We start from the raw sequence: 25,428 nt of genomic DNA, 5'->3' as shown, positions 1-25,428 counted from the left end.
TAAGATCCGCCGCATGTTCGAATCGCTCGTCCACCGTCTTGCCAACCACGAGAACACAATGAAAGCCTCCGCCCTGATCCTGCTGCCGCTTGCCTTCACTCTTGCCGCTTGCGGTCCGGCACCTAGCGACCAGACCACGCCCGTTGCCGAAACTGCCGCGCCAGCCGCTGCACCTGTCCCGCAGGTGGTGGTGGCACCGACCAAGATGATCCATGCCGAGCCTGCGGCGCTTGCCGTATGCAAGCCAGGGGCCGTGGTGACGTTGAAGTGGGACGTCCGCAAGGAAAAGCCAGAACTGACCACGGTGAAAATCTACACCGAGAGCGGCAAGCTCTTTACCCACAGTGGCGCGTCCGGGTCGCAGGCCACGGGCAACTGGGTCAAGCCTGGATCGGTATTCGTGCTCAAGAGCGGCGTGGACGATACCGAACTGGAGCGCTTGACCATCGGCGGGCCGGTCTGCCCCTGATCGTCGTTCGCCGCTGATCCAACATGGCGGCGCGCTTGCGCCGCCTGCGAGCGCGACTACAACCAGTCGCTACCCGGACACGGCGTGGTCGTCAGCGTGCGCGTGGCCAGCACCACGCCATTCAGGGATTTGAGCACCACGGTGTAGCCATCGTGCGCCCATGGGCCGGATACGGCATCACCCTTGGCATCGCCTCCCACCCATCGTTTGGGACGACGCCCCACGTTGTGGACCACCACCTCGGCGTACTTCAACCCGAGTGGAGATACGTCCCAGCGCACTCGCGTGGCGATCGGCTGCTGGCACGAACTGACGACGCTGGGCTCCAGCACGAAGATCGCCTTCGGGGCAGGCTTGCAGCCGGTCAGCGCCACCATGGCTAGCACCCATGCGGCGAACAGTTTCGTTGTCGCGCGCATACCGTCAGCCCTCCGCATAATCGGTGAAACGGTTTTGCAGGCGTGCGTTGGCACCGGCATTCAGACCATTCAACAGTCGTCCGTCGGCAGGCGCACCACTCGCTGGATTCAGGCGCTTGCCGACCTTCCACACGAAATCGAACCACGCGTCATCGTCCACGCCTGCTTCTTGCACGACCATGGCCGGTAATTGCCAAGCATGCGCGGTCGACGGCCAAGCGCCATTACTTGTCGCTTCTTCGACGCCTGCAACAAGCGCCCACGGCACCTGTTGCTCCGTAGCACCCCGGCCATCAACGAAACCGAGCTGTTCATACGCGCCACCAACAAGCGCCGGCAGGTGATCGCCGAAGAACAACAGCACGAACGGGCGCTTGCGCTCGCGCAGCCCGGCAAGCAGGCGCCCGAACTCGCGATCTGCATTGCGCAAGTGATACAGATAGTTGCGCAGCTCGTTCGCAGCGTTGGCGTCCAGCCCTGGCGGCAAGCGAATGCTGCTGCGTTCATCCGGGACCCGCACATTGGGCGCGTCACCATAGGGACCGTGGTTCTCGATGCTGATCGCAACGGCAACAGTTGGCTTGGTCGCTCGTTGCAGTTCGGCAAGCAGAATGTCGGTCATCGACCGATCCGAAAGCCAAGCGCCATCGAGACGCCCACCTGATACTCGCATCGCACGCTGGGTAATGAATCGGTCGATGCCCATCGCTTTGTAGGTATTGGCACGATTCCAGAATGCACCGGAATTCCCGTGCAATGCCAGGCTGGCATAGCCACGCGCTTCCAGCGTGCTGACGATGCCGGGCAGGAATCCCGGACTCAGATCCACATACGGATAGCTGGCGTCGGGGAAGGCAGCTACCGGCATCCCCGTCAGCACCTCGAACTCGGTGCGCACGGTGCCGCCACCGAAGGTCGGCGCCAACATCGTCCCGCCATTGCCTGCCTGCAATTCGCGACGTATAGCCGGGATCAGATCCGGAACGTCCGCCATTCCCTTGAGGATGCGCGGATCCATGAACGATTCGCTGAGCACGATCACCACGTCGGGATGATCCGCAACGGTCGTGCCCGCGGCCGCCACCGGAACCGCCGTGTGGGCCACCAGCGCCATCGTCTCGCGCAATGCGACGGTATCCACCGTGAGTTGCCGATGTCGCTGGACACCGTGGTAATAAATCATGCTGGCGACCAAGCCGCCGTGCAGGGTGGCCTGAATCGAACTCAACGGTGATGGCCGGATGTGCGCCTTGTCATACCAGCGCGTGGTCCACGGCCAAGCCGCCGCGTACAGGCTGGCCAGCAGGGCGACCGCTGCCGCGAATGCGATGAAGCGCACCGGGCTGCGCGGACGGCACCAGCGGGGTTCAAGCCAGAACATGCCGGCGATGATGCCGACCACTGCCAGCATGCCGAGCAGCACCGTCTGCGACAGGGACAGGTACTGCCGCAACAGGTGGAAACTAGAGGCATCCAGTCCACTGAGGAAGTACACATCCTGCAGGATGACCGGAAGGCCAAGCGATGCCAGCTTGATCGATGAGGCGACGAACGTCAGAGAATGCCATGCGCTCACCACGAGGATCGAGGCGAGCAACCGCCGGGTCAGCGCCGCCAGCAACAGCATCGCCACCAGTCCGACCGCGGCGTTGGCCAGCACGCGCTGCCAGGTCAGATAGGCATCGAAGGCAACGTTCAACGACCAGCGGTCCAGCCACCACATGCCCAACGCGAACGCGAACACAAACACGGGGGCCAGCAACCACAACATACGCAGATACCAGCGACGCAGCGCCCCGAATCTCGCGACCGCGGCCACCTGCGGCAGGACACGCACCGACTCCGTCGAGTGCGTCATGCCTTCGCCACGAACATCCAGTTGCCATACAGCAGGCCCTGCTCGGGTGCCCATGGCATCGTCATCGTCGCGGTCGCGAACCCCGCATCCCTGGCGCACCGCAGAATATCCCAGCCAAAATGCTGGAAACACAGGACTTGGCCGCCCAACGGGTCGCCGTGGTATTCGGGTTCGTGGTGGTGGATGATCTCGCCGCTTTCAGTCAACGACGCACGGATGATCGTTTCAGCAGTATCCGTGAACGGGAAGGTGGCGATCATGCAACCGCCAGGACGCAAGACCCGCCTGAATTCGCGAAGGGCCTTGCGGTAATCAGGCACATGCTCAAGCACGTCGAAACTGACGATCGCATCCATCGTGGCACAACCCATACTGAGCCGCGTCACATCCTCAAAAACGACCTCACCATGTCCACCGATGGAGGCCAGGTATGCCGCCATTTCTGCACGTCGTTGTGTGTGCGGCTCGAACTCGCTGCCACGCAGGTTCGGGTAGCGCGCTTGCAGGAGAGCGTATAGCCGCGTGCTTTGCTCGGTAATGTAGATCTCGTGCGACGAGTCGACCAAGTGATCAAGCAAGCCGGCACCAGCGCGAAGCCGCGCACTCATCTTGCAAGAACTGCACTGCATTCCCTCTCGGAGATCGATCGCCTGACCTTCGAACAATGGTGTCAGCCTGGTGAAATCCCTGCAGATCGAGCAAAGGATCTGCATGCCATCGATGACATCTCGACACTCCAAGAGACGCTGACTGAATAACCAGGTCGCCGTCATCTCCGGGTGGTCGAGGCGATGCGATTCAACGTCGAAATTGAAATGAATTTCCTGCATGCCGTATCGATTGTCTCAGTAGGGCGGTTGCTTAGGCAATCCGCATGCAGGCCTCATCACTTACTGCGCCTGCGAGTGCGTGGTCACGAGAGTATGCTCAGCATCCCGGCCAGCCCGGAACCCCAATCCTGTTCGTGCAGCAGCCTTGCTGGAACTCCTGCTGCTGCAGCGGCCTCCAAGTCGCCCTGCTTGTCGCCGATCATCGACGACTGCGCAGGATCGATACCGTAACGCGCGATCGCATCCAGCAACATTCCCGGCGCTGGCTTGCGGCACATGCAATCGGCACGATAGTCGCCATTTCCGGCATCGGGATGGTGCGGGCACCAGAACGTGGCCAGTAGTGGTGTATTGCGTGCAGCGAACTGAGCATGCATCCACGCGGTGTAGGCGAGGAATGCGACTTCGTCGTAAAGACCACGCCCGATCCCGGCCTGATTGGTGACGACGATGGGCAGGTAGCCACGCGCATGCGCGTCGGCGACCAACTCGAAGATGCCCGGCACCCAATCGGTATTGGCTGGCGTGTGCACGTAACCGTGGTTGATGTTGACCACGCCATCGCGATCGAGGAACAACGCCTTGCGCGGCACAGGCAAGCTGGCAAGCTGCGCATCCGCCGAAGGATCCATGTACGGCGCGCGGATGTGCGCCGTGCTCACGCCTGCCCCGCGAATTGCAGCTGCGCCCTTGCGTAATCCACCGGCACACCGATGTCGATGAAGCCCGCCGTGTCTGTGAACGCAGCGACTTCGCCTGCGTGCGTGCGCGGTTGCAGCACCGCCTGCTCGAACGAAAACGTATCATGCGCAGGCAATGCCGCGAGCGCATCGGCGCCGAGGAAGTAGCAACCGGCATTGATCCAGCCGGCAGCGGTCTCGCCTTTCTCGCGAAAGCCGATGACGCGATGCTGGTCGATATCGACGGCACCGTAGCGGGCCACGTCGTCCACGCGCGCCAGCGCGATCGCCATCGGCGTGCCTGCGGCATGCGCGGCGGCTTCGAGCGCGCGAGGGTCGTATTCGAGCCAGGTGTCGCCGTTCAATACATGTGCGGCATCACCGAGCAAACGCGTTGCGGCGAGACGGATCGCGCCACCGGTGCCGAGTGGTTCCGGTTCGACCGAATAGGCGATGTCCATGCCTTGCCAGCGTGCGCCGATGCGTTGTTCGATCGTGTCGGACAGATAGCCGGTGGCCAGAAGGCAGCGGCGAATACCATTGGCCGCAAGCCGGTCGAGCACCCACGCCAGGAACGGGCGACCGGCCACAGGTGCCAGCGGCTTGGGCACATCATCGACGATGCCGCGCAGGCGGGTGCCGAAGCCGCCGGCAAGGATGATGGCTTCGTCAGCCGGCATCGCGCGGAAAAATGCCGGCTTCGATCAGCGCGCACAGCAGATGGCCGACGAATTCGTGGCCTTCCTGGATACGCGGGGTTTCGTCCGACGGCATGCGGAAGCAGAGGTCGGCCATCGCCAGCAGCTTGCCGCCGCTGCGCCCGGTAAAGGCGATCACCTTCATGCCGCGTGCGCGCGCGACATCGGCGGCACGCAACACGTTCGGCGAATTGCCGGAGGTGGAGATCGCGACCAGCACATCGCCCGCCTGGCCCAGCGCCTCGACCTGGCGTGCGAACACGTAGTCGTAACCGTAATCGTTGCCGATCGCGGTGAGGATGCTGCTGTCGGTCGTCAGTGCGATCGCCGCCAGGCCCGGACGGTCGTAATAGAAACGGCTGACCAGTTCGCCGGCCCAGTGCTGCGCGTCGGCGGCGCTGCCGCCATTGCCGCAGAACAGCAGCTTGCGGCCGTTGCGCAACGCATCGGTGCACAGGAGAACTGACCGCTCGACTTGCTCGGCCAACGCAACATCATCGGCCAACGCCTGCATGTTGGCCACCGCCTTGGCGAACTCGTCAGTGATGTACTCCCTCATGGCACCCTCCACGCGACCGCACCGTGCGGATTGAAATGGAAATCGAACACGCTGCCCCCTCGAGTCGCCAGCGCCCGCGAAAGCAGAACGCGGTCCGCAGGATCGCAGACGAACATCATGAAGCCGCCCCCTCCCGCGCCCGACACCTTGGTGGCGCGGGCGCCATTATCCATTGCCAGCGTTTCGAGATCGTCGATCAGTGCGTTGCTGATGCTGTGTGCGCTCTGCTTCTTGGCGATCCATCCAGCCCGCATCACCTCCGCAAAACGGACCAGATCACCGCGCAACAGCGCTTCCTTCATGCGACTGGCTTCCAGTTTCAAGCGGTGCATCGCATCCAGTGAATCCGCCCGGTTTTCACGAATATTGCGCGACTGTTCGTCGATGATCTTCGCCGACTCGCGCGAAACCCCGGTGAAATACAGCACAAGGCTGGATTCCAGTTCCGCCCAGATCCACTCTTTCACGCGCAACGGGTTCACCACGACGTGATCGCCGGCGTAGAACTCCATGAAGTTGAAGCCGCCGAACGCAGCCGCATACTGATCCTGCCGACCGCCGGCCAAGTCCAGATCCTTGCGTTCGATATCGTATGCCAGCTGTGCAATCTCGTATTCGCCAAGCGCCAACGAAAAGTACTCGGCGAACGCGGTCACCAGCGCCACCACCATCGTGGACGACGAGCCCAATCCGGAACCCGGTGGCGCATCGGAGTGGGTACGTACACGCAGCGCGGGTGCTCGTCCCCCAGGAACTGCGCCACGATCCTGAGATAGACACCCTTGAGCAGTTGCAGTGGACCCGGCTCTGGACTCACCTGATCCGGAGAGAGCACGGCGGATACGTCGGTATCCACCGCATGCAGATGCAGCAGACCATCCGGCGACGGATCCAGGGTGACATAGGCATATTTGTCGATAGTCACGTTCATCACGTAACCACCGTACTGGTCACAGTACGGCGGAACGTCGGTGCCGCCACCGGCCAGCCCCAGACGGAGGGGCGCGCGCGCGCGGACGATCATCCCGCCCCCCTTCTGAAGCAAGCAGACTCCGCCAGTAGGAAAGCATGTCGTCCAGGGTCTGCCGAAGCGGTATCTCCTGCGCCCAACCCGTCGCGGCCATCAAGAGCGAGGAATCGCCGAATATGACTTTCTCGTCGCTGGGACGCAGCAGAGCAGGATCCGTGCGCACTTCAAGAGGAACGCGCGACGCCGCCTTCAAGGTGTCCACGATATCGCCAATGCGGTAGGTCGTGGCGCCGCTGATATTGTAGGAGTTTCCGGCGACGCCGCATTCGGCCAGGAGTTCGAGTGCCCGAGCCAAATCACGCACATCCGTGATGGCGCGCCAGGTATCCTGGTTTCCCACGGCGAGCACCGGTGCCTGCATACCGGCTTCGATCCGGGCCACGCGTTGCGTCAGATCCGCGCAAACATCCCCCGTCTTGCGCGGTCCCGTGGTGTTGAAGATGCGCGCGCAGACGCTGCGGATACCGCAATTCGCGTGGTATTGGAGCGCAAGCATCTCGGTAGCGACCTTGCTGACCCCGTAGGGATGCAGCGGTCGCATCGGATGGCTTTCGCGCACGGGGATATCGGCTTCGGCAACCTCGCCGTACTGGGCGCTGGAGCAAGCCACCACCACCACCGGGTCGATTCCGGCGGCGCGGATGGATTCGAACACCTGAGCCGTGCCGATCACGTTGGTGTGCAATGTCTCGACCGGCACATCCCATGAAAGCGCGGGGTAGCTCTGCGCCGAAAGCAGATAGACCACATCCGGGCAGCTGCGAGCGATGACGCGATCGACTTGCTCGCGATAACGGATGTCGCAACGCGACAAACGATCCTGGAACGGGCGCCAGTCGCGGTTTTCGATGGTCGCGTTGTAGTGAGTGCCGACCACCTCGTCACCACGCGCCATTGCGCGCTCCATGAGGTAGCTGCCGACGAAACCCGTCGCGCCGAGAATCAATACTTTCATGCCGCTCCCCTCAACTGCACTCTGCGCACGTCGGCGCTCTCGTAGGGCGCAGGATCGATGGCGCGCCCGACCACCTGCCACATCGCCTCGGAGGAGAAATGCCTGCGTGCGTGCGCCTGCGACGATACTGACGCGTGCTGCCAGGCCGCATCGTCTTCAAGCAGCCGGAATACTGCGTCGGCGAACGCATCCGGATCCTGGTGGGCTGCCAGCCAGTCGTCCACGTCTTCCAATCCCTGCTTGCCGATTGGAGTCGTGACGCAGGGGAGGCCGAATCGCATCGCTTCCACCACCTTGCCCTTCATGCCGCCGCCATAGCGCAACGGGGCCACCGCGACGCGCGCGGATCGGTAGCGACGCTGTAGCTCGTCGTCATCCACGAAACCGGTCACCTCAACGCGCTCGCTGGCCAGTGCAACAACTGCCGAGGTGGGATTGGACCCAACCAGCGACAGCCGCAGCCTCGGGTGTCGCCGCCACAGTCGCGGCATCACTTCGTTGACTAGCCATGCAGCAGCATCCGCATTGGGGCCGTGCGCGAATCCGGCCACGAACAGCACGTCGCGGCGCTCGTCCAGGTTGTTCCAAGGATCCTCCGGGAAACTGTCGAAGGCATACACCGGGATGGTCGCCGCGAGACTGTTCACATTGTTTGCGGTCAACCATGTGCGTACGTGATTGGTCTCTGCATCTGCCGGGTAGTAAGCGACGTCGACGCTACGCCAGACCGCTTCCTCCAGTGCACGCAGACGTTCTGCCTCCGGCAGGAGCGCCTTGTCACCCGTCAGGGCGTATTCGCTGAGAATGCGCAGGTGATGGATATCGTGTCCGTAGTAGAGCAGTTTCGCCCGTGTCCGCCGGCGAAGCGCCTGCAACAGCGGTTGGGTAACATGAGGCCGGCTCAACAGGACGTAGTCGATCGCACCATCGGCCTGTTCCAGCCAACGCTCGAACCCATTGGCCCATGCAGGACCGTACATGACTTCAACACCTGCCTGCTGCAACCGCTGCGTGTAGACCGGGTCGCGCCACAGGTTTTCAGGCCAGAATTTCACGTTCATGCCATGCGCCAGAAACAGCTGCATGAATTGCCACATCGTTCTCGATCCGGCATCGCGATCAGGCTGCGGCACGTAGTGGTCGATTACCAATACGGTCTTCTTCAGCGCTGACCGGTCTCGCGCCAGGAACGGATGTTCGGCGTTGCGAAAATGCTCGTGCTGCAGTGTCTGCGCCCAGCGCTCGCGGAATTTGCCTTGGTTGACCACCTGCCAGGCCTTCACTCCCGTGGCTTCGTCGGTACCGTGCGAGATGCCCTCATGGTGGATCACCACGGCTTCCGGCTGCATCATCACCCGTTGGCCGACAGCGCGTACCCGGAAGGCCAGATCGGTATCCTCGCAATACGCCGGACAATAGAACTCGTCAAACCCCCCTAGCCGCCGGAAAAGGCCAGCGGGCAACATGATGCAGGCGCCGGAGACATAATCGACCTCCTTTGCGTAACAGAATTCCGGTGCCGCCGGGTCTTGCAACCGGCCGTAGTTCCAAGCCGTGGCATCAGACCAGACGATGCCGCCGGCTTCCTGCAATCGGCCATCCGGATAGACCAGCTTGGCGCCGACCAAGCCCGCATCGGGATGAGTATCGAATGTGCGCAACAGTGCATCCAGCCAGCCGGGCTGCACTTCGGTGTCGTTATTGAGCAGACAGATGAATTCGCCGCGCGCCAGCTGCAATGCCTGATTGCAGGAACGCAGGAAGCCGAGATTCTCCTTGTTCTCGTGATAACGCAGACCCGGGATCGCACGCAGCGCTTCCATCGCGCCATCTCCGGAGGCGTCTTCCAGCAACAAAACCTCAAAAGACGCGACATCACCGGATCGCTGAATCGAAAGCAGGCAGCGGGCCGTGTAATCCGGCTTTCCATAGGTGGGAATCACCACCGTGACGCGAGGCCCATCAACCTCCGGAAAGGCAATGCCGGCAAACACACCAGCGGCCGGCTCTCCGGTCTGATGAGGCTGATCTGGCGCAACCCGCGCACTCGGCTCTTGCCAGCGCAGGGCAGTCGCAAGGAAGGGGTGGGGTCGTTGGGGCAGTGCCACTTCGACCGCAGAGCCGCGCAGGGCCGCCATCAAGCGACGAAGCGGACGACTCCATCGCCAGCTGGAGGAGGAAAGAATACCTCCCACCGCCTGTTCCAGCTCCGAGGCATATTGCTGGAACACATGGCGGGTGGCGCGTTCGCTCTCAAGTTCGGCCTGGCGATCGCTTAGCGCATTCTGCAAGCGCGCCAATTCAGCCGCGATCCGCTCCAATTGCAACTGCATTTCCTGCTCCTGCTGCTCTTTCCGGGCGATCCGCTCTCGTAGCGCATCCTCCCTTCCCTTGCTTTCGTTGAAGCTGATTTCCAAGGCCTGCAATCGATCCTGCTTTTCGAAGTGATCCGCTGCAACCCGATCATGTTCCAAACGTAATTGTGCTAGTTCCGCGTTCAGTGCACGCGCCCAGCCGGTCTTTTCATCCCGGTCTGCCTCGGCTTGCCGGTACAGTCCTTGCAGCGTCGCCAGTTCACTCTGCAGCGCCTGCGCCCAACCGGTCTTTTCCTCACGATCTGCTTCGGCTTGCCGGTACAACCCTTGCAGCGTCGACAGCTCGCCCTGGAGGCTTCGCGCCCAGCCGGCCTTTTCGTCCCGGTCTGCCTCGGCTTGCCGGTACAACCCTTTCAGCCTCGCCAGCTCGCCCTGAAGGCTTTGCGCCCAGCCGGTCTTTTCGTCCCGGTCTGCCTCGGCTTGCCGGTACAGCCCTTGCAGCCTCGCCAGCTCGCCCTGAAGGCTTTGCGCCCAGCCGGTCTTTTCGTCCCGGTCTGCCTCGGCTTGCCGGTACAGCCCTTGCAGCCTCGCCAGTTCGTCCTGAACGTTTTGCGCCCAGCCGGCCTTTTCGTCCCGGTCTGCCTCGGCTTGCCGGTACAGCCCTTGCAGCCTCGCCAGCTCGTCCTGAACGTTTTGCGCCCAGCCGGCCTTTTCGTCCCGGTCTGCCTCGGCTTGCCGGTAAAGCCCTTGCAGCGTCGCCAGTTCGCTTTGCAGTGCGTGCGCCCAGCCCACAGTGTGTTCATGCTCGGCGACAAGCTGGCCATGGCGCGCACGCACGGCATCCAATTCACCGTCCAGCTGCTGCGCCCAATGGCCTTGGGCTTCCAAATCCGTGCGAATTTTCGCTTCATTCCCACGAGCCACTGCCACCAAGCTGGCGTAAGCCTCCACCAATGGCTGAGTGGGTCGCATGACTGCATCGAATGCACGAGCTGCGCCATCTACCGCATTGGCATCCAGAGTTCCGCCCGCGATCTCGCCCAAGGGAGCAAGCAGACCGCCCGGCCATGCGCCGTGCGCTGCGTGATGCCGCAACTGCGGCCTCAGGAATGCCTGTACTTCGCGTACCCGCCGAGCATCCACTTTCAAACCCAACGAAAGTGCCTGGTCGATGCGCTCGACAACCTGGCGCCAGTCGGCAAGCAAATCGGCATAGTCGATCATGCTGCGCCGGCAGCCTGCACTGCCCTTGACTGCTTCCAGCAGGTAACGTGCCCATAGCAGCTCGCCTATCGGCTGTGGCAACCGGTCGCGTTGATGCAGCGATTCGGCCACTTCGCTCGGGTGCCGTGACACCAGCAACACCCGCGGCTCGATGGCGAGGGAAGCAAGCACGCGCCTCCAAAGCGGCATCAGCCGGCACAAACGAGGATCCTTGATCGCCCACAGGTCAACCCCCGTGAAATCTCGGCGAATCAGGTTTTGCAATTCCCGCTCGGCGTGGCCCGCCGCCGCCGAGCGCAACCAGTTGCTCGGCAATGGCCTGGGATCATCCCAACGCAACCCCAAGGCTTTCAGCAGAGTGTCGTGCACTGCGACGATGCCATTGTGTTCCCAGAACCCGGACGGATTGTCCGGAGCAGCAGGCATCAGGTCGTCACCGAGCTCTGCGCCCAGCAGGTTGAGTACCCGCGTGACAGCGGAGGTGCCGCTGCGATGCATGCCGAGTACCAGAAGGGCAACCGGTGAGTTGCCCTTGTCTGGTACCGGTTTGGCACTCGCCATTCTGTCTGCGCCCTTTCGGGTCAATGGGGCAGAACGCTGCCGTCGCCGTCCTGTCCACGCACGGGGGCCGAAGGCATCACTGGCACCAAGCTAGGCTGTGTCGTCGACGGCGGCAATTCCAGCAACTCGAACCGCTGGCTGAGCGAGCGAGTCAATTCCTCGGCCTGAGTGTCGGTCTCGATGATGTAAGGCACGATCATCAGCACCAGTTCGGTCTTGTCGCGCTTGCGCTTCTGGCTCTTGAACAGGTTGCCCAGCACCGGCACATCCTTCAGGTAAGGAACGCCGCTGCTGCCATTGGTCTGCCGCTGCGACATCAGTCCGGCAATCATGATCGCGCTGCCGTCTTTCAGACTGAGACTGGTGCTGTAGGACCGGTTGAAAATCGCCGGCGAACTCACCCCGGAATCGGCACCGAGCGGCAGCGCCTCGCTGACCTCCTGGCGCAATTCGATGTCCACACGATCATCGGAATACACCACCGGCTTGATGTTCAGCAGGATGCCGGTCTTGCGGTACTGCACCGTCTGGATGAAACCGGTGCCGCCCCCGCCGGTATTCAGGCCGCCCGTCGCCTGCGAACTGATGGTGGGGACTTCGGTGCCCACATCCAAGCTGGCCTCTTCACCGCTTTTCACCATCAGACGAGGCGTGGACAACACGCTGATGCGGTCGAGCGTAGCCAGCGCCTTGAGCGAGGCGCGCGCCTGGCCGCCGATGTCGAGGATGTAGTTGAGCCCGGAACCACCGGTCGCGGTGCCCAAGACACCGGAGCTGATGTTGCCGTTGAATTTGCCGAGATCGCTGTTGCGGGCCAGCCAGGACACCCCGAACTCCTCCTCATCGGTAAGAGTCACTTCGGCCACAGTCACTTCAATCATTACCTGACGCGGCGCCTTGTCCATCTGCTGGATCAGTGGCAACAAGCGACCCCAGTCGGTGGCCGTGCCCTGAAAGATCAGCGCATTTCGAGGCTCATCCGGAATGAGCTTGCCGCGCGAAAGATCCACTTCACCAGCCGCTGGTGCCGCCGGTGCCGCCGAGGCGCTACCCCCTTGACTTCCATCGACTGTCTCGCGACTCGGCGTTCGTGTGGTTGACGCGCTGCGCACCCCGCTGATCGTCTTGGCGATTTCTTCCGCCTTGGTGTTCTTGGCGGTGTAATAGAACAGGCCATCCGTGCCCGCAGTAGGGTTGGGCCGGTCAATGCTGCGAGCCCACTCGATGGCATGCTCCAGCACCGCACGATCGGCCGAGAAAACCAGCACCGCGTTGGCCGATGTCAGCGGCAGAACCAGGACCGCCGTGCCCGAAGCTGAGCCCGTGGTGTACAGCGAAGCGCCGTAACCCTCTGCACTGAGAACGTCGACCAAGCGCCGGGACAATTCGTCGGCGGTCACGAAGGCCGGCTCAAGACGGGCACTGGTCCGGCCACGCATATACGGCCGATCGAATACACGAATTGCATCCAGGGCCTGTCTCACCAGTTCCGGACGGCCCATCAGGACGATGGCATTGCGGCTGTTGTCTGGCTGGATCGTGAGGGCATCCGACTTGAACGCCATGTTGAGCAGGCTGATCACGTCGTTCACTCGCACTGACTGCAGCTCGACCAGCTGGAACACCGGTCGGTGCGTAATTGGCACATCGGGCAACGTCCGTCCGCTGACCACCAGCGGCGGAACCGAGCCGCCGTTGTCGCGGGCACGGTTGAACATCACCATTCCCGAGGTGTATTCGGTGCCTACTCCATAGGTTCTCAGCACTTGCACCGCCAGACGATAGAAGTCTCGCGGTGACTGCGGTCCGGAAGTGCGCAAGGTGACCAGATCGTTCATGCGCGAAACCTGCGGATCCATCTGGAACCCAACCCCCAGGATCGACCCGAAGAACTCGTTGATGAAGGCAGGAACTGGCATGCCCTCGATATTGACGTTTACTGCCCCCCTTTGAGGGGCGGCATCGGCTCACCCTGCACGCCAGACACCAGGCCGTCGCCACTACCGGGTACGACAGGAGTGGTGCCTCGCAACAACGCGGTTCGGCGTTCGCTTTCAATGCCTGCCTCCATCAGGGTTTCCCCTGTCGAAGTGCCAACCCCTTGCGAGGAATGCAATGGGTCAGGCAGCTCCAGGCGCGGCGTTGCGCACGCCCCCGCCAATAACGCAGCGGCGGTAGCGACCAGGAAAGGACGGCAACTTTTCATGCGGAAATCTACGAAGAGGAATGTCACGGTTGCTGCTCTGCGGGCTGCGTTGCAGAAGGCTTGGCGGTTGTTGCGGTTACCGGCGGAGGCACAGTGCCCGGTTTCGACGCTGCATCGCCGATGCAGCCTTCCGGGTCTGGCCTCACCTTGTTCTGATACAACGAGCGGACGCGCTTGCAGCCGTCCTTTTCGAACCAGATGCGATCCCGGCTTGCGGACACAAGGATAGAGCCGTCCGGCAACGCGCCGCCCAGACGCACCCAAGCCAGCCCTTTGCCGGTTGCGGTCACTGATACCTGCACCACCGGGCGCGTCACGATCGCCCCGAGCGACCAGTTCGAGACGGCGGCGCGAGCGGCCCGCTGCCCCGGCATCGCAAGTTCGCCCCAGAAGCGCCCGTTGCGGACTTGCTCGAACTGATCCTCGCGAAAGCGTTTCAATGCCTGCGCAGAGGGCAGCACCCAAGATTCGGGTTGCGCCTTCGGAAACGCAGCCGCGCGAATCGGTAGAAATACGCCTACGACAGCGCCCATGACTGCCCCAAAAAAAACGGCCAGAAGCAGCGGGTGTCGACGGATTGATTCAATTAGCGCCATCGCCGCCTTCCTGCATGCGGCCGCCAATTCGATAGTAGGCCACCAATGTCAACGCGATATTGGGTTCGCCCTTGCGAAAGTGATCGACATTTCTTCCACGGTCATCAAACGCTCCGCGCTTTCGATGCGGCGAAGGATCTCTGAAAGCTGCATCACGTTTGCAGGGCCGCGAAGCGCGACCGGGAGTCGCCAGATACCCGGGCGTCCTGCCACCTGTGCAGCAGGGCGGGTACTGCTGGACATCTTTGGACCAAAGGCATTCAGGATCTGCCGTACCGTCGTCTGTACCTCGGCCTGCGCGAGTCCGAGGGTAGCGGCATCCGGGATCTCGGCCAGAACCGCCTTCTCCACGATCCGCGCGCTCTGCGCGCGGGCTGGCCAATACTGCTGCCCTGCCAGCGCTTCCATCTTGTATAGCTGCAAAGTGCGCTCCCGATATTCTTCATGGAGAGCGCTGCGCCAATCCCAAAGCAGCAAGCACGCATACACGAACAAGATGGCCGCTACTATCGCTACACCCATGCGCAGGCGAGCGTTGCCGCGCCACTCCTCGCGCAACTGCAGCCACTTCGGCATGAAAGCCAGGGTCACGGGCGCGCTTCCTGCGGCTTGGCCGGCAGTACCTTTGCATTCACCACAACGGTTCCGTTCTGCTGACCGAGCTCTGCAGTCACTCCAGTGAACCGCTTGGACGCCTCCCATGCCGACACGATTGCACGGGAATCCGGATTGGCCATGCGGGCAGTCAGCTGCAGGGTTTGAGAATCCACCATCTTCCATTCGAGCAATTGCCAGTTGCCACGCATGAGTCGTGTGACGAGCGCCATCAATTCAAGTTGCCCACCGGGTGGCCGCAGGGCAAGCGCAGCATCCACCGCATCGCGGGTTCTCAACGCCTCCTCGCGCGCCAGGATGATCTTCTCCAGCGCCTGCTCGCGATCCGCTATTTGACCCTCGACCTGCCAGATCGATACCTTCAATGCGAGCACTCCACACAGCAGTGCCGCCAGTACTGCGGTCGCTAACCCGACGCCAATCAGCGCAAGATAATTACGGTAACGGCCGAAGGTCTCGCCAATGCCTTCTGCGCGTCGTGTCGTCCACATGCGCTCTGCCAATGGGTGCACAATCGGCGGAGGCAAGATCGCCGCGGGCGGGAGGCCCGCGCCACGCCGGAAATCGTTCCACTCGCCAAGGTCGGGGACTTCGGGCCACCAGCACGACGACACCAGCAGGCCATCGCGCCAGACGCGCCCTTCGAGCCCTTCCTCCAACACCACGAGCTCATCGCCAGCGGGCAGCGGTTGTCCGCGAAACAGCGATTCGGGCACGATCCGGCGCGGCGGCGGCAAGATTCCGTCGGCTTCCCCGGCCAGCGCACGCGCTCGCGACCATGCCCACACCATGGCACGGTTCCCTTGCCATTCGACACGCGACTCCGTATCCAGAAATGGCGACCAGCGAGCTGTGGCCATTTCGGCGTAACCTTTCCGTTTGCGCGGGGGAACGGATGTGCCGTCCAGCAGGGCGTAAACACAATAGCTGCGCGCGAGCACCCATTCCTGTCCGTTACCGCCCGCTGACAGTTGCCGCAGACCGTCAGTTCCTCGCATCCATCTGCTGGGCGAAAAGCCGCGAGCGAACTGAGTAGACAGGAGCGTCTTGATTCGGGCCTTTGGATTGGATGAGCTCATAGTCTTCACGCCAAGGGCGACCTTCTCGTTCATCGATCGGCGTCATTTTCCAATGAATGAGCCCCACCTGCCCGCCCGACGACGACCAAAGCTTCAAGGTACCCGACGCGGCAGGATACACAGTCAAGGGCTCCTCCGGGCCTGCATGCGCCCGAGGAATTGATTGAACGACACGTCGGTCAGGAACGGTTGCAGTTTCCTGAAAGCCATCACTCGATCCACTTTTTCTTGGTCCATGCCTGCCAGCGTCAGAAGAACTCTGGCTGAAGCGGTATTGACGTTGACCATCGACACGGTATCCACGCTGATCGCGTCGTTGATTTCCGCAGGCGACAGGAAATCAAGTGCGGCCTTCCATCCCATCACGCGCGTCAATTCCATCGGAGTAGTAAGTGGCCGGTTGGTCGGTCGAGCCAGGCCGGCTTTGCGATATGCGTCCGCCTCAGCACTGTTCAGACGATACAAATCGTCTTCATCCTGATAATCGAGCAAGCGATTCAGCAAGGTCTCGGCTGGCTCCTGAGCACGGCCGCCGTTTGCCAGCAGCCGATCCAGCCTGGCTGGCGAACTCCAGTTGACGCCAAACAGACCATGGTCGTCCTGCAGCGAGAAACGGGCATTGCCCATGCCCGATACACGCGGCCATCGGGCACGATTTCGTTGCCGATCGGGAGAGATGAATCCAGGTCTGCGGGAGATTGGATCTCGCGCACGCCGTCCTCGCCGAACGACACCAGATTGTCCACCGTTATTCCGCGCACGGTCACCCGCTGGCTCATCATGAGATACAGGATCGTGGCGCGCGTGCTTGCGATATCCACCTCGTCCTGCATGTACTGCGCTCGTTGCTGCGACTGCGCGACCAATCGACTGGTGATCGCGGCCACGGTGCCCGCGACCAGCGATAGCACCACCAGCATCGCAAGGACCAGCACCAGCACGAATCCCCGCTCCCTATGCATCCCAGTCAATCCATTTGCTCCAGCCCGTACAAGCGATATGGCGGCTCCAACGGACCGAGGACTGCCGCCAGCGCCGGCGACAGACCGCTGTTTTCGCCGCGCGACAACATCACGACCGCAGGCAGTTTCTCCGGCTTCACCAATCCCAGCTTCGGGGCCAAGTCGAGCTCTGGCGCCCGGACTCATCCAAGTAGACAAAGCGCGCACTGCCATCGCCGTCCAGCGGCAGCCGCCATCGCTCGCGCCCGGATTCGGAGTACACGATTTCCTGCCGCCCGTTGGTCGCCATTTGGAGGGACCAGCCGATGCGGGTCGGGCTCCCTTCCGGCGCATAGAGTGGATTGATGGTCACGGCCATAAAGCGCTCGGGATCTCCGGTGAATATCAGATCGCGTGCCGTGAACAAGCCATGTACGGTGTCCCGGAACCAGTCGTAAAGCAGTGCCTGCCGATCGATCAAGCCCGCCTGCGCGCTCACCCGCTCGTTCGCGATGCGGTAGCTGCCCAACATCTGGAACATCAACATGGTGGCAAACGACACCAGCATGAGAGTGACCAGCATTTCCATCAGGGTGAAGCCCGAGAGGCGCGAACGCGGGTTTATGCACGCGCTCACAGATCCACCTTCCGCACCTGCTTCCAGCCGACCTGGCGCACCTTGAACGCATGCACGACCTCTCCATCGCGGGTCACGCGAACATCCAGCAAATACAATCCCACATTGAAGATGCTCGTACCTCCGGATTGCATGACACCCGGCTTGGGTCCTTCCAGCACCTCCCCGACCATTTGACGATGAGGTCGTCAACACGACGCTCCCCGGTGGGTGTCTCCATCGGATTGAGGCGACGCACGAGATCGAGCGAGGAACGGGCCACGATCTCCTGCTCTTGTCGTGCCCGCACTCGCTCCAGCGCGATCATGTTCGTGGAGAGCCACCCATACAGCGCCAACGCGCCGATGCTGAGGATCACCAGAGCGACAATCGCCTCCAGTAGCGTGAAGCCGGCCATGGATGAACGCGTTCTCAAGGCAGGACCTTCGCCTCGCAAAATGGTGTAGAGACGCGAATGGTTTTCTCGCCATATCGACCTACCACAACCATGTCGCCGCCCGCGCACACGCCATTGACACCGACGCGCCACGGTGTGGGGACGCTCAGGGTCCAATCGCCCGCGATGCGCAGAGGCGGATTGTCGGATCGCAACGAGGTTTCGTCGATGACGATCGGCTGGCCACGCGCACGCGCGCCTGCCGGAAGCGCCCGGATAGCGTCCAACAAGACGTCGATCGCGGCCTGCTGGCGCCAACTTTCGATTCCACGCAGCATGGCCGGCACCGCAAGCGCGGTGGCCAGACCCAAGGTCGCCAGCACCACGATCATCTCCAGCAGGGTGAAACCTGCCCTGCTCATGCCAGCCTGCGGATCATTGGGCGGCGGGTTGACCCGGCAAGTAACCGATGTCCGCATCCTGACCTTCTCCCCCTTCCTTGCCGTCGGCGCCGTAGGAATACAGGACGAAGGGATTGGCATCGCTGGCCTGAGGAGAAAACTGGTAGGCCTGGCCCCACGGATCCTGCGGCACCGCCTCATCCAGATACGGGCCAGCCCAACCTTTCACCGCGTCGAGGTTCACGGGCTTGGTCGTCAGCAAGGCCAGGCCTTCCTGCTCGGTCGGCCATCGACTGATATCCAGGCGCATCGTCTGCAATGCGCCGCGCAGCATCTTGATCTGGGTATTGGCCGTCTGCACCTTCGCCTTGTCGGCCTGGCCGAACAACCTTGGACCAACCAGGCCCATGATCAGGCCAATGATGACCAGCACCACGATCATCTCGAGCAGGGTGAAGCCATGCTGGTGGCGCATGCGGAAACGGGGATTGGATCGCATCGTTGCGTCTCGATTGTTGTCTCGGGGAACTGCGGTCAAACGGCAAGGTCGTTGGCGCTGGTGATGGCCAGGATCACGCCGAGGATGATCGTGCCGATCACGCTGCCGATCACCAGGATCGCGATCGGCTCCAGCAGGATCAGCACGCGCTTCATGCGATTGCGGCCCGCCTCTTCATACAGCCGCGCCAATGAATCCAGCATGGATGCCAGCTTGCCGGAGCGCTCGCCGACCCGGATCAGGTTGTAACCGGTCGCGGTCAGTGCGTCGTGGTCTTCCAGCGCATCAGCCAGCGAGGAGCCACCGCGCACTGCACGCGTCACCTCGCCCATGCGCGCGCGCCGTTGCGGCAATTGCAGACCGGACTGCGCCAGTTCCAACCCGCGCATCAGTGGCACCTTGTTGCCCAGCAGCGCACCCAGCACCTTCGCCCAGCGCGCGGTATCGGCCTCCACCAACCATGGCCCGATCACCGGCCAGCGCGACATCGCATCCATCCCGCGTGCGCGCAGCTCCGGCTTGCGCAGCGCCCATGCGGCGCCAGCACCGACCGCTGCCAGCAAGACCAGAAGCAGCAGGAAATTCTCCCGCGTCCAGGTGCCGAAGGCCAGCACGATCCACGCAAGCAGCGGCAAGTCGTTCGCCTGCTCCAGCAACGAGGCGAACTTGGGCACCACGAAGATGAACATGATCGCCACCGCCGCTACCCCGGCCAGCACCAGCACCAGCGGGTAGATCAGCGCGTTGCGCATCTCGTTGCGCAGCTGCTGCTCGTACTCCATCTGTGTGGAGGCATCGCGCAGCGCGCGGCCGAGTTCGCCGGTGAGTTCGCCGGCACGCGCCAGTTGCACCACGTATTCCGGCAACGGCAGCCCGCACTTGGCCAGCGTGGCCGAAAACGCCAAGCCGCGCTGCAGATCGCGGGACATGGTGCTGAATGCGGCGACGATGCGTGGATGGTGCGCACCCAGCGCCTGGCTGCCGACCGCATCGGCGATGCTCACACCGGAGGTGAGCATGGTCGCCAGTTCCTGCAGGGCCAGGATCACGTCGCCGTGGCGCAGGCGGCCGCGGCGCTCGCGACCGCCGGCTTCTCCGGAGGTCACTTCGATCACCGACAGTCCGCGCCGCTCCAACTGGCGGGCAACGTCGCGCTCGTTGTCGGCGCGCAGCATGCCTTCCAGGCTGATGCCCTCGGCGTTCAGTGCGTGATAGTGGTAACGGGGCATGCGGGGCTCAACTGCCGGTGACGCGCAGCACTTCCTCGGCCGTGGTCTGGCCCTGCCACGCCTTCAACAGGCCGTCATCACGCAGGAACCGGCAGCCTTCGTCGCGGGCCAGCTTCTTCATCTCGTTCACCGATGCACCACTGACGATCAGGTGCTGCATCGCCTCAGTCACCGGCACCATCTCGTAGATGCCCAGGCGGCCGCGGTAACCGGTATTCATGCATTGCGAGCACCCCACCGCCTCCATCCAGCGCGGCGCCATACCGGGCAGCACGCGTTCGGCGAACAGCCGGACTTCGGCCTCTATCGCGGCCGGCACCGCATGCGGGCGGGCGCAATGCGGGCACAACCGGCGCACCAGCCGTTGCGCCTGCACGGCACGCACCGGGGTGGCGACCAGGAACGGCTCCACGCCCATGTCGACCAGGCGGGTAAACGCGCTGATCGCATCGTTGGTGTGCAGGGTGCTGAGCACCAGATGGCCGGTCAACGCAGCCTGCACCGCGATCTGCGCGGTTTCCAGGTCGCGGATTTCGCCGATCATGATCACGTCCGGATCCTGGCGCAGGATCGAACGCAGGGCGTTGGCGAAGGTCAGGCCGATGTCGGGATGCGCCTGGATCTGGGTGATCGCCGGCAGCTGGAACTCGACCGGATCCTCGACCGTGATGATCTTCTTGAGGCCATCGTTTGCGGCAGCCAGCGATGCATAAAGCGTGGTCGACTTGCCGGAACCGGTCGGGCCGGTGACCAGCACGATGCCGTTCGCCTCGGCGGTCCACGCCTTCATCATCGCCAGGTGATCCGCCTCGAAGCCGAGCCGCTCGAGCCCCAGTTCCTTGCGCTCCTTCGGCAGCAGGCGCATCACGATCGACTCGCCATGCACGCCGGGCAATGCCGATACGCGGATGTCCATTTCCTGCCCGCCGACACGGGTCGACATGCGCCCGTCCTGCGGCAGCCGGCGCTCGGCGATATCCATGCCCGAGATCAGCTTGAGCCGCGAGGCGACCGCGTCGAAACGGTCACGCGGCAGATGCAGACGGTTGTGGAGCACGCCGTCGATGCGGAAACGCACGCTGAAGGTGCGCTCCTCCGGCTCCAGGTGGATGTCCGAGGCGCGCTGCTCGACCGCCTGCGCCATCAGGTTGCTGACCAGCTCGACGACCGGGGCTTCCTCGGCCATCGCCCGCAGCTGCTGTTCGTCGCCACCGCTCCATTCGTCCGAGCGGGCATGGTGGGCCAAGCCGTCGAGCATGCGCTCCAGGTCCTGCGCCCGGCACAGACACCAATGCACCCGACGACCGGGAAAGGCATGCCGCATCGCCTCGCGCAATGAGGGCAACAACGGGTCGCGCGCAGCGCACAGCAGGTCGTTGCCCTCACCCGGCCAGACCAGCACCTGCTGGTCGAGCAGCCAGTCGATCCCGGTCGGTGCCTGCAGGGCGGTGAGCCGCATCGCGTCCTCGTCCGGGGCCGGCACCTCGGCACCCATCACCGGCAATCCCAACTGTCGGCTGAGGACCTGCAGCAGGTTGTCCTCGCTCACCGCGCCGATCCGCATCAGCACGCTGCCCAGCCGCCCGCCCAGCTTCTGCTGCAGGGCCAGCCCCCGTTCCAGGTCGGCCACGCCCAGCAGGCCGGCGTCGAGCAGCAACTCGCCCAGCAAGCGGTCGCGCGGCGCGGCGCGCGCGGCTTCAGAGGACATCGGCGAATCCTTTCTTGAGTCTGGAAAACGCCCACAAGCCAAACACATACACAGCCACGGACACCAACGAATACTGCGCCACCACGTCCCACTGTGGCCACTGCGCGTCGAACAGCACCCGTCGCACCTGCTCCACCGGCACCGTGATCGGGTTCAGCGCCAGCCAGGGCTGGGCGGCGGCAGGCATCGCCTCGCGCGGGTAGAACACCGGCCCCAGGAACATGCACACCATCACCAGTGGCCCGACCAGCTGGGCCAAGTCGCGCAGGAACACGCCCAGCGCGGACACCAGCCAGACCAGACCCACCAGCAGCAGCGCGTACGGCAGCAGGACCAGCGGCAACGCCAGCATCGTCCATGAAAAGCCCGTGCCGAAGACACCGTCCAGCACCACCAGCACCACCAACGCCATCAACGCGTGGAAAATCCCGGTCAGCAGCGACACCCAGCCCAGGACCTCCAGCGGAAACACCACCTTGGTCACGTAGTTGGGTTGCGAGGTCACCAAGGCCGGGGCCCGCGACAGCACTTCGGCCAACAAGCCATGCACCACCATTCCTGCCAGCAGGCGCAGGGCGAACATGCCGATCCCCTGCTCCTCCACCCCTGGCCAACGGGTCGGTGCCACCACCCCGAACACGAAAGTGAAGACGGCCAGCATGAGCAGCGGAGTCAGCAGCGACCAAAAGGAACCCAGCAGCGATCCACGATAGCGCCCGCTGATGTCGCGCCACGCCAGGATGCGAATCAGCGGCCCATGCCTCCATGAATGTGCAACAGTCGTCAGCACTGCGGGCTCCGATTCAACGATCGACGGCGGAACGGGTATATTCAGCGCCCGAGCGACCGGCTTATGGGGGCCGAAGTCTAGCGGTTTCGTGCCAACGCTCCGCTTCTTTCACCTGAACGGGGGCTTTGCTGACACGAAATGTCACATTGTCGTGACAAGGTCATGTTGTGACACAGGATTTGCACACCGCTATAACCTATTCACATTAAAGGGATTGACGATTCCTGAACCTTACGTTAGCGTCCACGCTGCAACTTGATCAACCAGGGGGAGGGGAATCGTGGATGTCCGCAAGGCACCCCCGATTAACGTCTACTCAGAACATCGATGCAAACGCTTGGAAGATTCCGGGTGCCGGAGGCCCAGCCTCCTGGTACCGGGCATGGGCCGTGCAGCCGGAAAGAGTTGCAAACACACCGTATTACCAACTGACAGGAGTTAGTTAGACATGTCTAGCATGAAGAAGAACGTCCTCGCCGCTGCCCTTGTGGCCGGCATGGGACTGGCCGGCGCTGCAGTCGCTTACGACTACGGCACCCGTCAAGACGGCAACGCCCCGCTCAACGGCAATGAAATGACCGGCACCGCGGATCAGCAGGCTCCGGAGCCGGTGGCCTACCAGAACATTTACATCTCGTCTGGTTACGACTACACGATGCGCGAACAGTTGATCTGGGACTTCAATGCCCCGGACAACGCGATCAACTTCACCAACGGCTTCACCGCCCGCATGACCCTGAAAGACGGTGCGCAGTTCGACAGCACCTACACGCCGAGCGTGTTCAACGTGGATCCGGCGACCTGCGTCGATCCAGACGGCGTCGGCCCGCTGCCGGCAGCCTCTGCGACCGTGCGCACCACCGAAGACATCTACCTGGACGGCACGCTGGCTTGTACGTGGGACGTCGCGTTTGACGCCTATTATTCGATCGGGCCCACCGGCGCTGCTACCGCAGAGCCGAACCAGACCGTTTCCATCCGCATCACCCCGAAGCAGGGCATCACCAACCCGCAGAACCCGTCCAGCGGCCTGTTGCTGCGTTTTGACAACGCGCACCTGACCAGCCTGGATCAGTTCGTCGGTTCGCCGACCATCGGCAACGTGGTCAACGGTGACTTCTGGTTCATCAACCCGACCAACGACGCACCGTTCGCCGGTTCCTTGCAGAGCAGGCCGATCCTGACCCTGGTCTCGGCAGTCACCGCCTGCACCGACATCAGCGGCGCCGACACCGACAAGTACATCGACGTGGCCGATTCCTGGCTCAGCGATGACATGCCGAAGTCCCGCTTCAGCTGGGACGGCAAGCTGGGTTCCTCGATCTCGACGGGCGACAACTTCAGCAGCGACCCCTTCACCGGCGACTACAGCCGCCAGTGGATCAATCTGGGCGACGTGACCATCGGTGCCAATGACGTGGCCGCCGGCGGTTTCGAGTTCCTGGGTGACGACGAATTCGAGGTCGTGCTGACCGGCGACACCGGCGGCTGGCTGGCGTTCGAGAACGATTCCCCCTCCCTTTACAGCGATGATGTGTGGCTGTTCGACGGCACGTGCTCCTCCGGCACCGCACTGATGCGTGGTGAAGCGAACGGCTCCACCGTGACCTTCCCGGTCTTCGACGCGGACGACGTTGGCCTGACCGGTGAAGACGGCGTCAACCTGACGGTCTGCGGCTTCGTCGACTCCGACACCGTGATCAATGACCAGAACATCTCGGTCACCACCACCTTCTACCGCGACGACATCCTGGGTAATCCGCAGGTGTTCCCGGCGGTCGGTGGCGAAGCCTGCAACCTGCTCCCGCTGCGTTACAACGGCTCGACGATGGAAATCTTCACCATCAATCCGGGCAGCAACATGGCGCAGCGCAGCTTCATCCGCCTGACCAACCGCAGCGCCACCGATGGCTGGGTCTCGCTGGAAGGCATCCAGGACAGTGGCGTTCGCACCACCGATCCGGACCAGGCGGGCCGTTCGCAGGTTCGCATCTTCATCCCGGCCGGCCAGTCCGTGCAGGTGTATGCGGACCAGCTGGAAAGCGGCACCTTCCCGGGCAGCCTGACGGCTACCGGCGCATGGGGTACCGCGGGTGCCGGCAACAAGTGGCGCGCAGTCGTCACCGCCGAGTTCCCGGGCCTGGTTGCCACCAGCCTGATCAGCAACGAAAGCCTGCGCGTCCTGACCAACGTCACCGACAGCGATACCCGTGGCGAGCAGTACATGCGTGATGGCATCGAAGGCACGCTGGCCAGCCTGCCGGGCACCCGTCCGTCCGACATCGCCCAGGAATCCACTCCGGACTTCCGCGGCAACGGCGAGTCCACCGGCGAGCCGGGTGGTCCGAACGGTGGTCCGGGCACGGGCGGCACGACCGATCCGTGCGGCAACGAGGGCAACGGTACCGGTTCCGACCACGGCACCAGCACCGACGACCGCGACGAGAGCAACGAAGATCCGTACTGCACGCAGTCGATTCCGTAAGCTCTAGCATCTAGCGACATCGTTCCACCTTGCGGGCGGCCTTCGGGCCGCCCGTTTTTATTTGCGCTGGCAGCGACGGCTACAATGCGCGTCTGGTTTCGATTGCAGCCTCCATGTCCGCTGGTACCAACGCCATCCACACCCAATCATCCCCGGCCATCGTCGTGCAGGATGTCTGCAAGACTTTCCGGACTTGGACCTCGCCCGCACAGCGCTTGATAGTCCCTGTCCTGCACCGGTTTGGCACGCTGCTGGCCAGCGCGGCCCC

At 63.0% G+C, this 25,428-nt stretch carries 26 protein-coding genes; 2 read left to right on the top strand and 24 right to left on the bottom strand.

Annotated features, from left to right (window positions below):
- The first annotated feature begins 13 nt into the window (after positions 1–13).
- Positions 14–469, top strand: coding sequence for a hypothetical protein (locus H9L16_RS07650; RefSeq protein WP_187553918.1), 456 nt, complete (start codon positions 14–16; stop codon positions 467–469).
- A 56-nt stretch (positions 470–525) separates the two neighbouring features.
- Here H9L16_RS07650 and H9L16_RS07645 read toward each other — a convergent pair whose 3' ends face one another.
- From H9L16_RS07645 to H9L16_RS07540, 24 genes are all read right to left on the bottom strand, one after another.
- On the bottom strand, positions 526–888 hold the full coding sequence (locus H9L16_RS07645; protein WP_187553917.1) for a hypothetical protein: 363 nt from the start codon (positions 886–888) through the stop codon (positions 526–528).
- 4 nt (positions 889–892) lie between these two features.
- Positions 893–2,746 carry an LTA synthase family protein gene (locus tag H9L16_RS07640; protein ID WP_187553916.1) on the bottom strand — a complete coding sequence of 618 codons (1,854 nt, stop codon included), beginning with the start codon at positions 2,744–2,746 and terminating at the stop codon, positions 893–895.
- Positions 2,743–3,576, bottom strand: coding sequence for a class I SAM-dependent methyltransferase (locus H9L16_RS07635; protein ID WP_187553915.1), 834 nt, complete (start codon positions 3,574–3,576; stop codon positions 2,743–2,745). Before H9L16_RS07635 ends, H9L16_RS07640 begins: the two co-directional genes overlap by 4 nt.
- A gap of 83 nt (positions 3,577–3,659) precedes the next feature.
- Complete coding sequence (locus H9L16_RS07630; protein ID WP_187553914.1) at positions 3,660–4,238, bottom strand: D-glycero-alpha-D-manno-heptose-1,7-bisphosphate 7-phosphatase; 579 nt, start codon at positions 4,236–4,238, stop codon at positions 3,660–3,662.
- On the bottom strand, positions 4,235–4,936 hold the full coding sequence (locus tag H9L16_RS07625) for a nucleotidyltransferase family protein (protein WP_187553913.1): 702 nt from the start codon (positions 4,934–4,936) through the stop codon (positions 4,235–4,237). Before H9L16_RS07625 ends, H9L16_RS07630 begins: the two co-directional genes overlap by 4 nt.
- Positions 4,926–5,513, bottom strand: a complete 588-nt coding sequence (locus H9L16_RS07620; protein WP_187553912.1) for a D-sedoheptulose-7-phosphate isomerase — start codon at positions 5,511–5,513, stop codon at positions 4,926–4,928. The genes H9L16_RS07625 and H9L16_RS07620 overlap by 11 nt, the downstream gene beginning before the upstream one ends.
- Positions 5,510–6,202, bottom strand: a complete 693-nt coding sequence (locus H9L16_RS07615; protein ID WP_425507243.1) for a GHMP family kinase ATP-binding protein — start codon at positions 6,200–6,202, stop codon at positions 5,510–5,512. The genes H9L16_RS07620 and H9L16_RS07615 overlap by 4 nt, the downstream gene beginning before the upstream one ends.
- Entirely contained in the window at positions 6,166–6,438 is a 273-nt protein-coding gene (locus H9L16_RS16170) for a hypothetical protein (RefSeq protein WP_233449421.1), read from the bottom strand. Before H9L16_RS16170 ends, H9L16_RS07615 begins: the two co-directional genes overlap by 37 nt.
- A gap of 25 nt (positions 6,439–6,463) precedes the next feature.
- Complete coding sequence (locus H9L16_RS07610) at positions 6,464–7,498, bottom strand: GDP-mannose 4,6-dehydratase (protein WP_187553911.1); 1,035 nt, start codon at positions 7,496–7,498, stop codon at positions 6,464–6,466.
- On the bottom strand, positions 7,495–11,598 hold the full coding sequence (locus tag H9L16_RS16165) for a glycosyltransferase (protein ID WP_229796625.1): 4,104 nt from the start codon (positions 11,596–11,598) through the stop codon (positions 7,495–7,497). The genes H9L16_RS07610 and H9L16_RS16165 overlap by 4 nt, the downstream gene beginning before the upstream one ends.
- Positions 11,599–11,618: 20 nt before the next feature.
- On the bottom strand, positions 11,619–13,517 hold the full coding sequence (locus H9L16_RS07600; RefSeq protein ID WP_187553910.1) for a secretin N-terminal domain-containing protein: 1,899 nt from the start codon (positions 13,515–13,517) through the stop codon (positions 11,619–11,621).
- 310 nt (positions 13,518–13,827) lie between these two features.
- Positions 13,828–14,400, bottom strand: coding sequence for a hypothetical protein (locus H9L16_RS07595; protein WP_187553909.1), 573 nt, complete (start codon positions 14,398–14,400; stop codon positions 13,828–13,830).
- A gap of 48 nt (positions 14,401–14,448) precedes the next feature.
- Positions 14,449–14,991: a GspMb/PilO family protein gene (locus tag H9L16_RS07590; protein ID WP_187553908.1), complete on the bottom strand. Its 543-nt coding sequence runs from the start codon at positions 14,989–14,991 to the stop codon at positions 14,449–14,451.
- On the bottom strand, positions 14,988–16,127 hold the full coding sequence (locus tag H9L16_RS07585; protein WP_187553907.1) for a hypothetical protein: 1,140 nt from the start codon (positions 16,125–16,127) through the stop codon (positions 14,988–14,990). Before H9L16_RS07585 ends, H9L16_RS07590 begins: the two co-directional genes overlap by 4 nt.
- A 90-nt stretch (positions 16,128–16,217) precedes the next feature.
- Positions 16,218–16,598 (bottom strand): hypothetical protein, encoded by a 381-nt coding sequence (locus H9L16_RS07580; RefSeq protein ID WP_325065073.1) that lies wholly within the window; start codon positions 16,596–16,598, stop codon positions 16,218–16,220.
- Positions 16,592–17,035 carry a hypothetical protein gene (locus H9L16_RS16160; protein ID WP_233449420.1) on the bottom strand — a complete coding sequence of 148 codons (444 nt, stop codon included), beginning with the start codon at positions 17,033–17,035 and terminating at the stop codon, positions 16,592–16,594. The genes H9L16_RS07580 and H9L16_RS16160 overlap by 7 nt, the downstream gene beginning before the upstream one ends.
- 26 nt (positions 17,036–17,061) lie before the next feature.
- A complete protein-coding gene (locus H9L16_RS07575) occupies positions 17,062–17,217 on the bottom strand; it encodes a hypothetical protein (RefSeq protein ID WP_187553905.1) in 156 nt (51 codons plus the stop codon).
- A complete protein-coding gene (locus H9L16_RS07570; protein ID WP_187553904.1) occupies positions 17,193–17,624 on the bottom strand; it encodes a hypothetical protein in 432 nt (143 codons plus the stop codon). Before H9L16_RS07570 ends, H9L16_RS07575 begins: the two co-directional genes overlap by 25 nt.
- A 121-nt stretch (positions 17,625–17,745) precedes the next feature.
- Positions 17,746–18,069 (bottom strand): PulJ/GspJ family protein, encoded by a 324-nt coding sequence (locus H9L16_RS07565; protein ID WP_187553903.1) that lies wholly within the window; start codon positions 18,067–18,069, stop codon positions 17,746–17,748.
- Positions 18,070–18,083: 14 nt separating this feature from the next.
- Positions 18,084–18,470 carry a pilus assembly FimT family protein gene (locus H9L16_RS07560; protein WP_187553902.1) on the bottom strand — a complete coding sequence of 129 codons (387 nt, stop codon included), beginning with the start codon at positions 18,468–18,470 and terminating at the stop codon, positions 18,084–18,086.
- Between the two features lie 13 nt (positions 18,471–18,483).
- Positions 18,484–18,948, bottom strand: a complete 465-nt coding sequence (gene gspG, locus H9L16_RS07555) for a type II secretion system major pseudopilin GspG (RefSeq protein WP_223158191.1) — start codon at positions 18,946–18,948, stop codon at positions 18,484–18,486.
- A 35-nt stretch (positions 18,949–18,983) separates the two neighbouring features.
- Complete coding sequence (locus H9L16_RS07550) at positions 18,984–20,177, bottom strand: type II secretion system F family protein (RefSeq protein WP_187553901.1); 1,194 nt, start codon at positions 20,175–20,177, stop codon at positions 18,984–18,986.
- Between the two features lie 7 nt (positions 20,178–20,184).
- The gene (locus tag H9L16_RS07545) at positions 20,185–21,885 is read right to left on the bottom strand and encodes a GspE/PulE family protein (RefSeq protein WP_187553900.1); all 1,701 of its coding nucleotides are present in this window, start codon (positions 21,883–21,885) and stop codon (positions 20,185–20,187) included.
- Entirely contained in the window at positions 21,875–22,675 is an 801-nt protein-coding gene (locus tag H9L16_RS07540; protein WP_187553899.1) for an ABC transporter permease, read from the bottom strand. Before H9L16_RS07540 ends, H9L16_RS07545 begins: the two co-directional genes overlap by 11 nt.
- Before the next feature lie 457 nt (positions 22,676–23,132).
- On the opposite strand from H9L16_RS07540, the gene H9L16_RS07535 reads away from it, so the two are divergent.
- Entirely contained in the window at positions 23,133–25,160 is a 2,028-nt protein-coding gene (locus H9L16_RS07535) for a hypothetical protein (RefSeq protein ID WP_187553898.1), read from the top strand.
- Positions 25,161–25,428: the final 268 nt, after the last annotated feature.

This window comes from Thermomonas carbonis (genome assembly GCF_014396975.1).
Taxonomy (GTDB): Bacteria; Pseudomonadota; Gammaproteobacteria; order Xanthomonadales; family Xanthomonadaceae; genus Thermomonas; species Thermomonas carbonis.
The sequence above is the reverse complement of the archived record's forward strand: the minus strand, read 5'-3'. Positions and strand labels throughout refer to the sequence as shown.

What these genes read in the sequence shown, in the direction of transcription:
- H9L16_RS07650 (WP_187553918.1), top strand. Translation starts at nt 14, where the DNA reads ATGTTCGAATCGCTCGTCCACCGTCTTGCCAACCACGAGAACACAATG.
- H9L16_RS07645 (WP_187553917.1), bottom strand. Translation starts at nt 888, where the DNA reads ATGCGCGCGACAACGAAACTGTTCGCCGCATGGGTGCTAGCCATGGTG.
- H9L16_RS07640 (WP_187553916.1), bottom strand. Translation starts at nt 2,746, where the DNA reads ATGACGCACTCGACGGAGTCGGTGCGTGTCCTGCCGCAGGTGGCCGCG.
- H9L16_RS07635 (WP_187553915.1), bottom strand. Translation starts at nt 3,576, where the DNA reads ATGCAGGAAATTCATTTCAATTTCGACGTTGAATCGCATCGCCTCGAC.
- H9L16_RS07625 (WP_187553913.1), bottom strand. Translation starts at nt 4,936, where the DNA reads ATGCCGGCTGACGAAGCCATCATCCTTGCCGGCGGCTTCGGCACCCGC.
- H9L16_RS07620 (WP_187553912.1), bottom strand. Translation starts at nt 5,513, where the DNA reads ATGAGGGAGTACATCACTGACGAGTTCGCCAAGGCGGTGGCCAACATG.
- H9L16_RS07610 (WP_187553911.1), bottom strand. Translation starts at nt 7,498, where the DNA reads ATGAAAGTATTGATTCTCGGCGCGACGGGTTTCGTCGGCAGCTACCTC.
- H9L16_RS16165 (WP_229796625.1), bottom strand. Translation starts at nt 11,598, where the DNA reads ATGGCGAGTGCCAAACCGGTACCAGACAAGGGCAACTCACCGGTTGCC.
- H9L16_RS07600 (WP_187553910.1), bottom strand. Translation starts at nt 13,517, where the DNA reads ATGCCAGTTCCTGCCTTCATCAACGAGTTCTTCGGGTCGATCCTGGGG.
- H9L16_RS07595 (WP_187553909.1), bottom strand. Translation starts at nt 14,400, where the DNA reads ATGGCGCTAATTGAATCAATCCGTCGACACCCGCTGCTTCTGGCCGTT.
- H9L16_RS07585 (WP_187553907.1), bottom strand. Translation starts at nt 16,127, where the DNA reads ATGAACGAGAAGGTCGCCCTTGGCGTGAAGACTATGAGCTCATCCAAT.
- H9L16_RS07570 (WP_187553904.1), bottom strand. Translation starts at nt 17,624, where the DNA reads ATGGAAATGCTGGTCACTCTCATGCTGGTGTCGTTTGCCACCATGTTG.
- H9L16_RS07565 (WP_187553903.1), bottom strand. Translation starts at nt 18,069, where the DNA reads ATGGCCGGCTTCACGCTACTGGAGGCGATTGTCGCTCTGGTGATCCTC.
- H9L16_RS07560 (WP_187553902.1), bottom strand. Translation starts at nt 18,470, where the DNA reads ATGAGCAGGGCAGGTTTCACCCTGCTGGAGATGATCGTGGTGCTGGCG.
- gspG (WP_223158191.1), bottom strand. Translation starts at nt 18,948, where the DNA reads ATGCGATCCAATCCCCGTTTCCGCATGCGCCACCAGCATGGCTTCACC.
- H9L16_RS07550 (WP_187553901.1), bottom strand. Translation starts at nt 20,177, where the DNA reads ATGCCCCGTTACCACTATCACGCACTGAACGCCGAGGGCATCAGCCTG.
- H9L16_RS07545 (WP_187553900.1), bottom strand. Translation starts at nt 21,885, where the DNA reads ATGTCCTCTGAAGCCGCGCGCGCCGCGCCGCGCGACCGCTTGCTGGGC.
- H9L16_RS07535 (WP_187553898.1), top strand. Translation starts at nt 23,133, where the DNA reads ATGAAGAAGAACGTCCTCGCCGCTGCCCTTGTGGCCGGCATGGGACTG.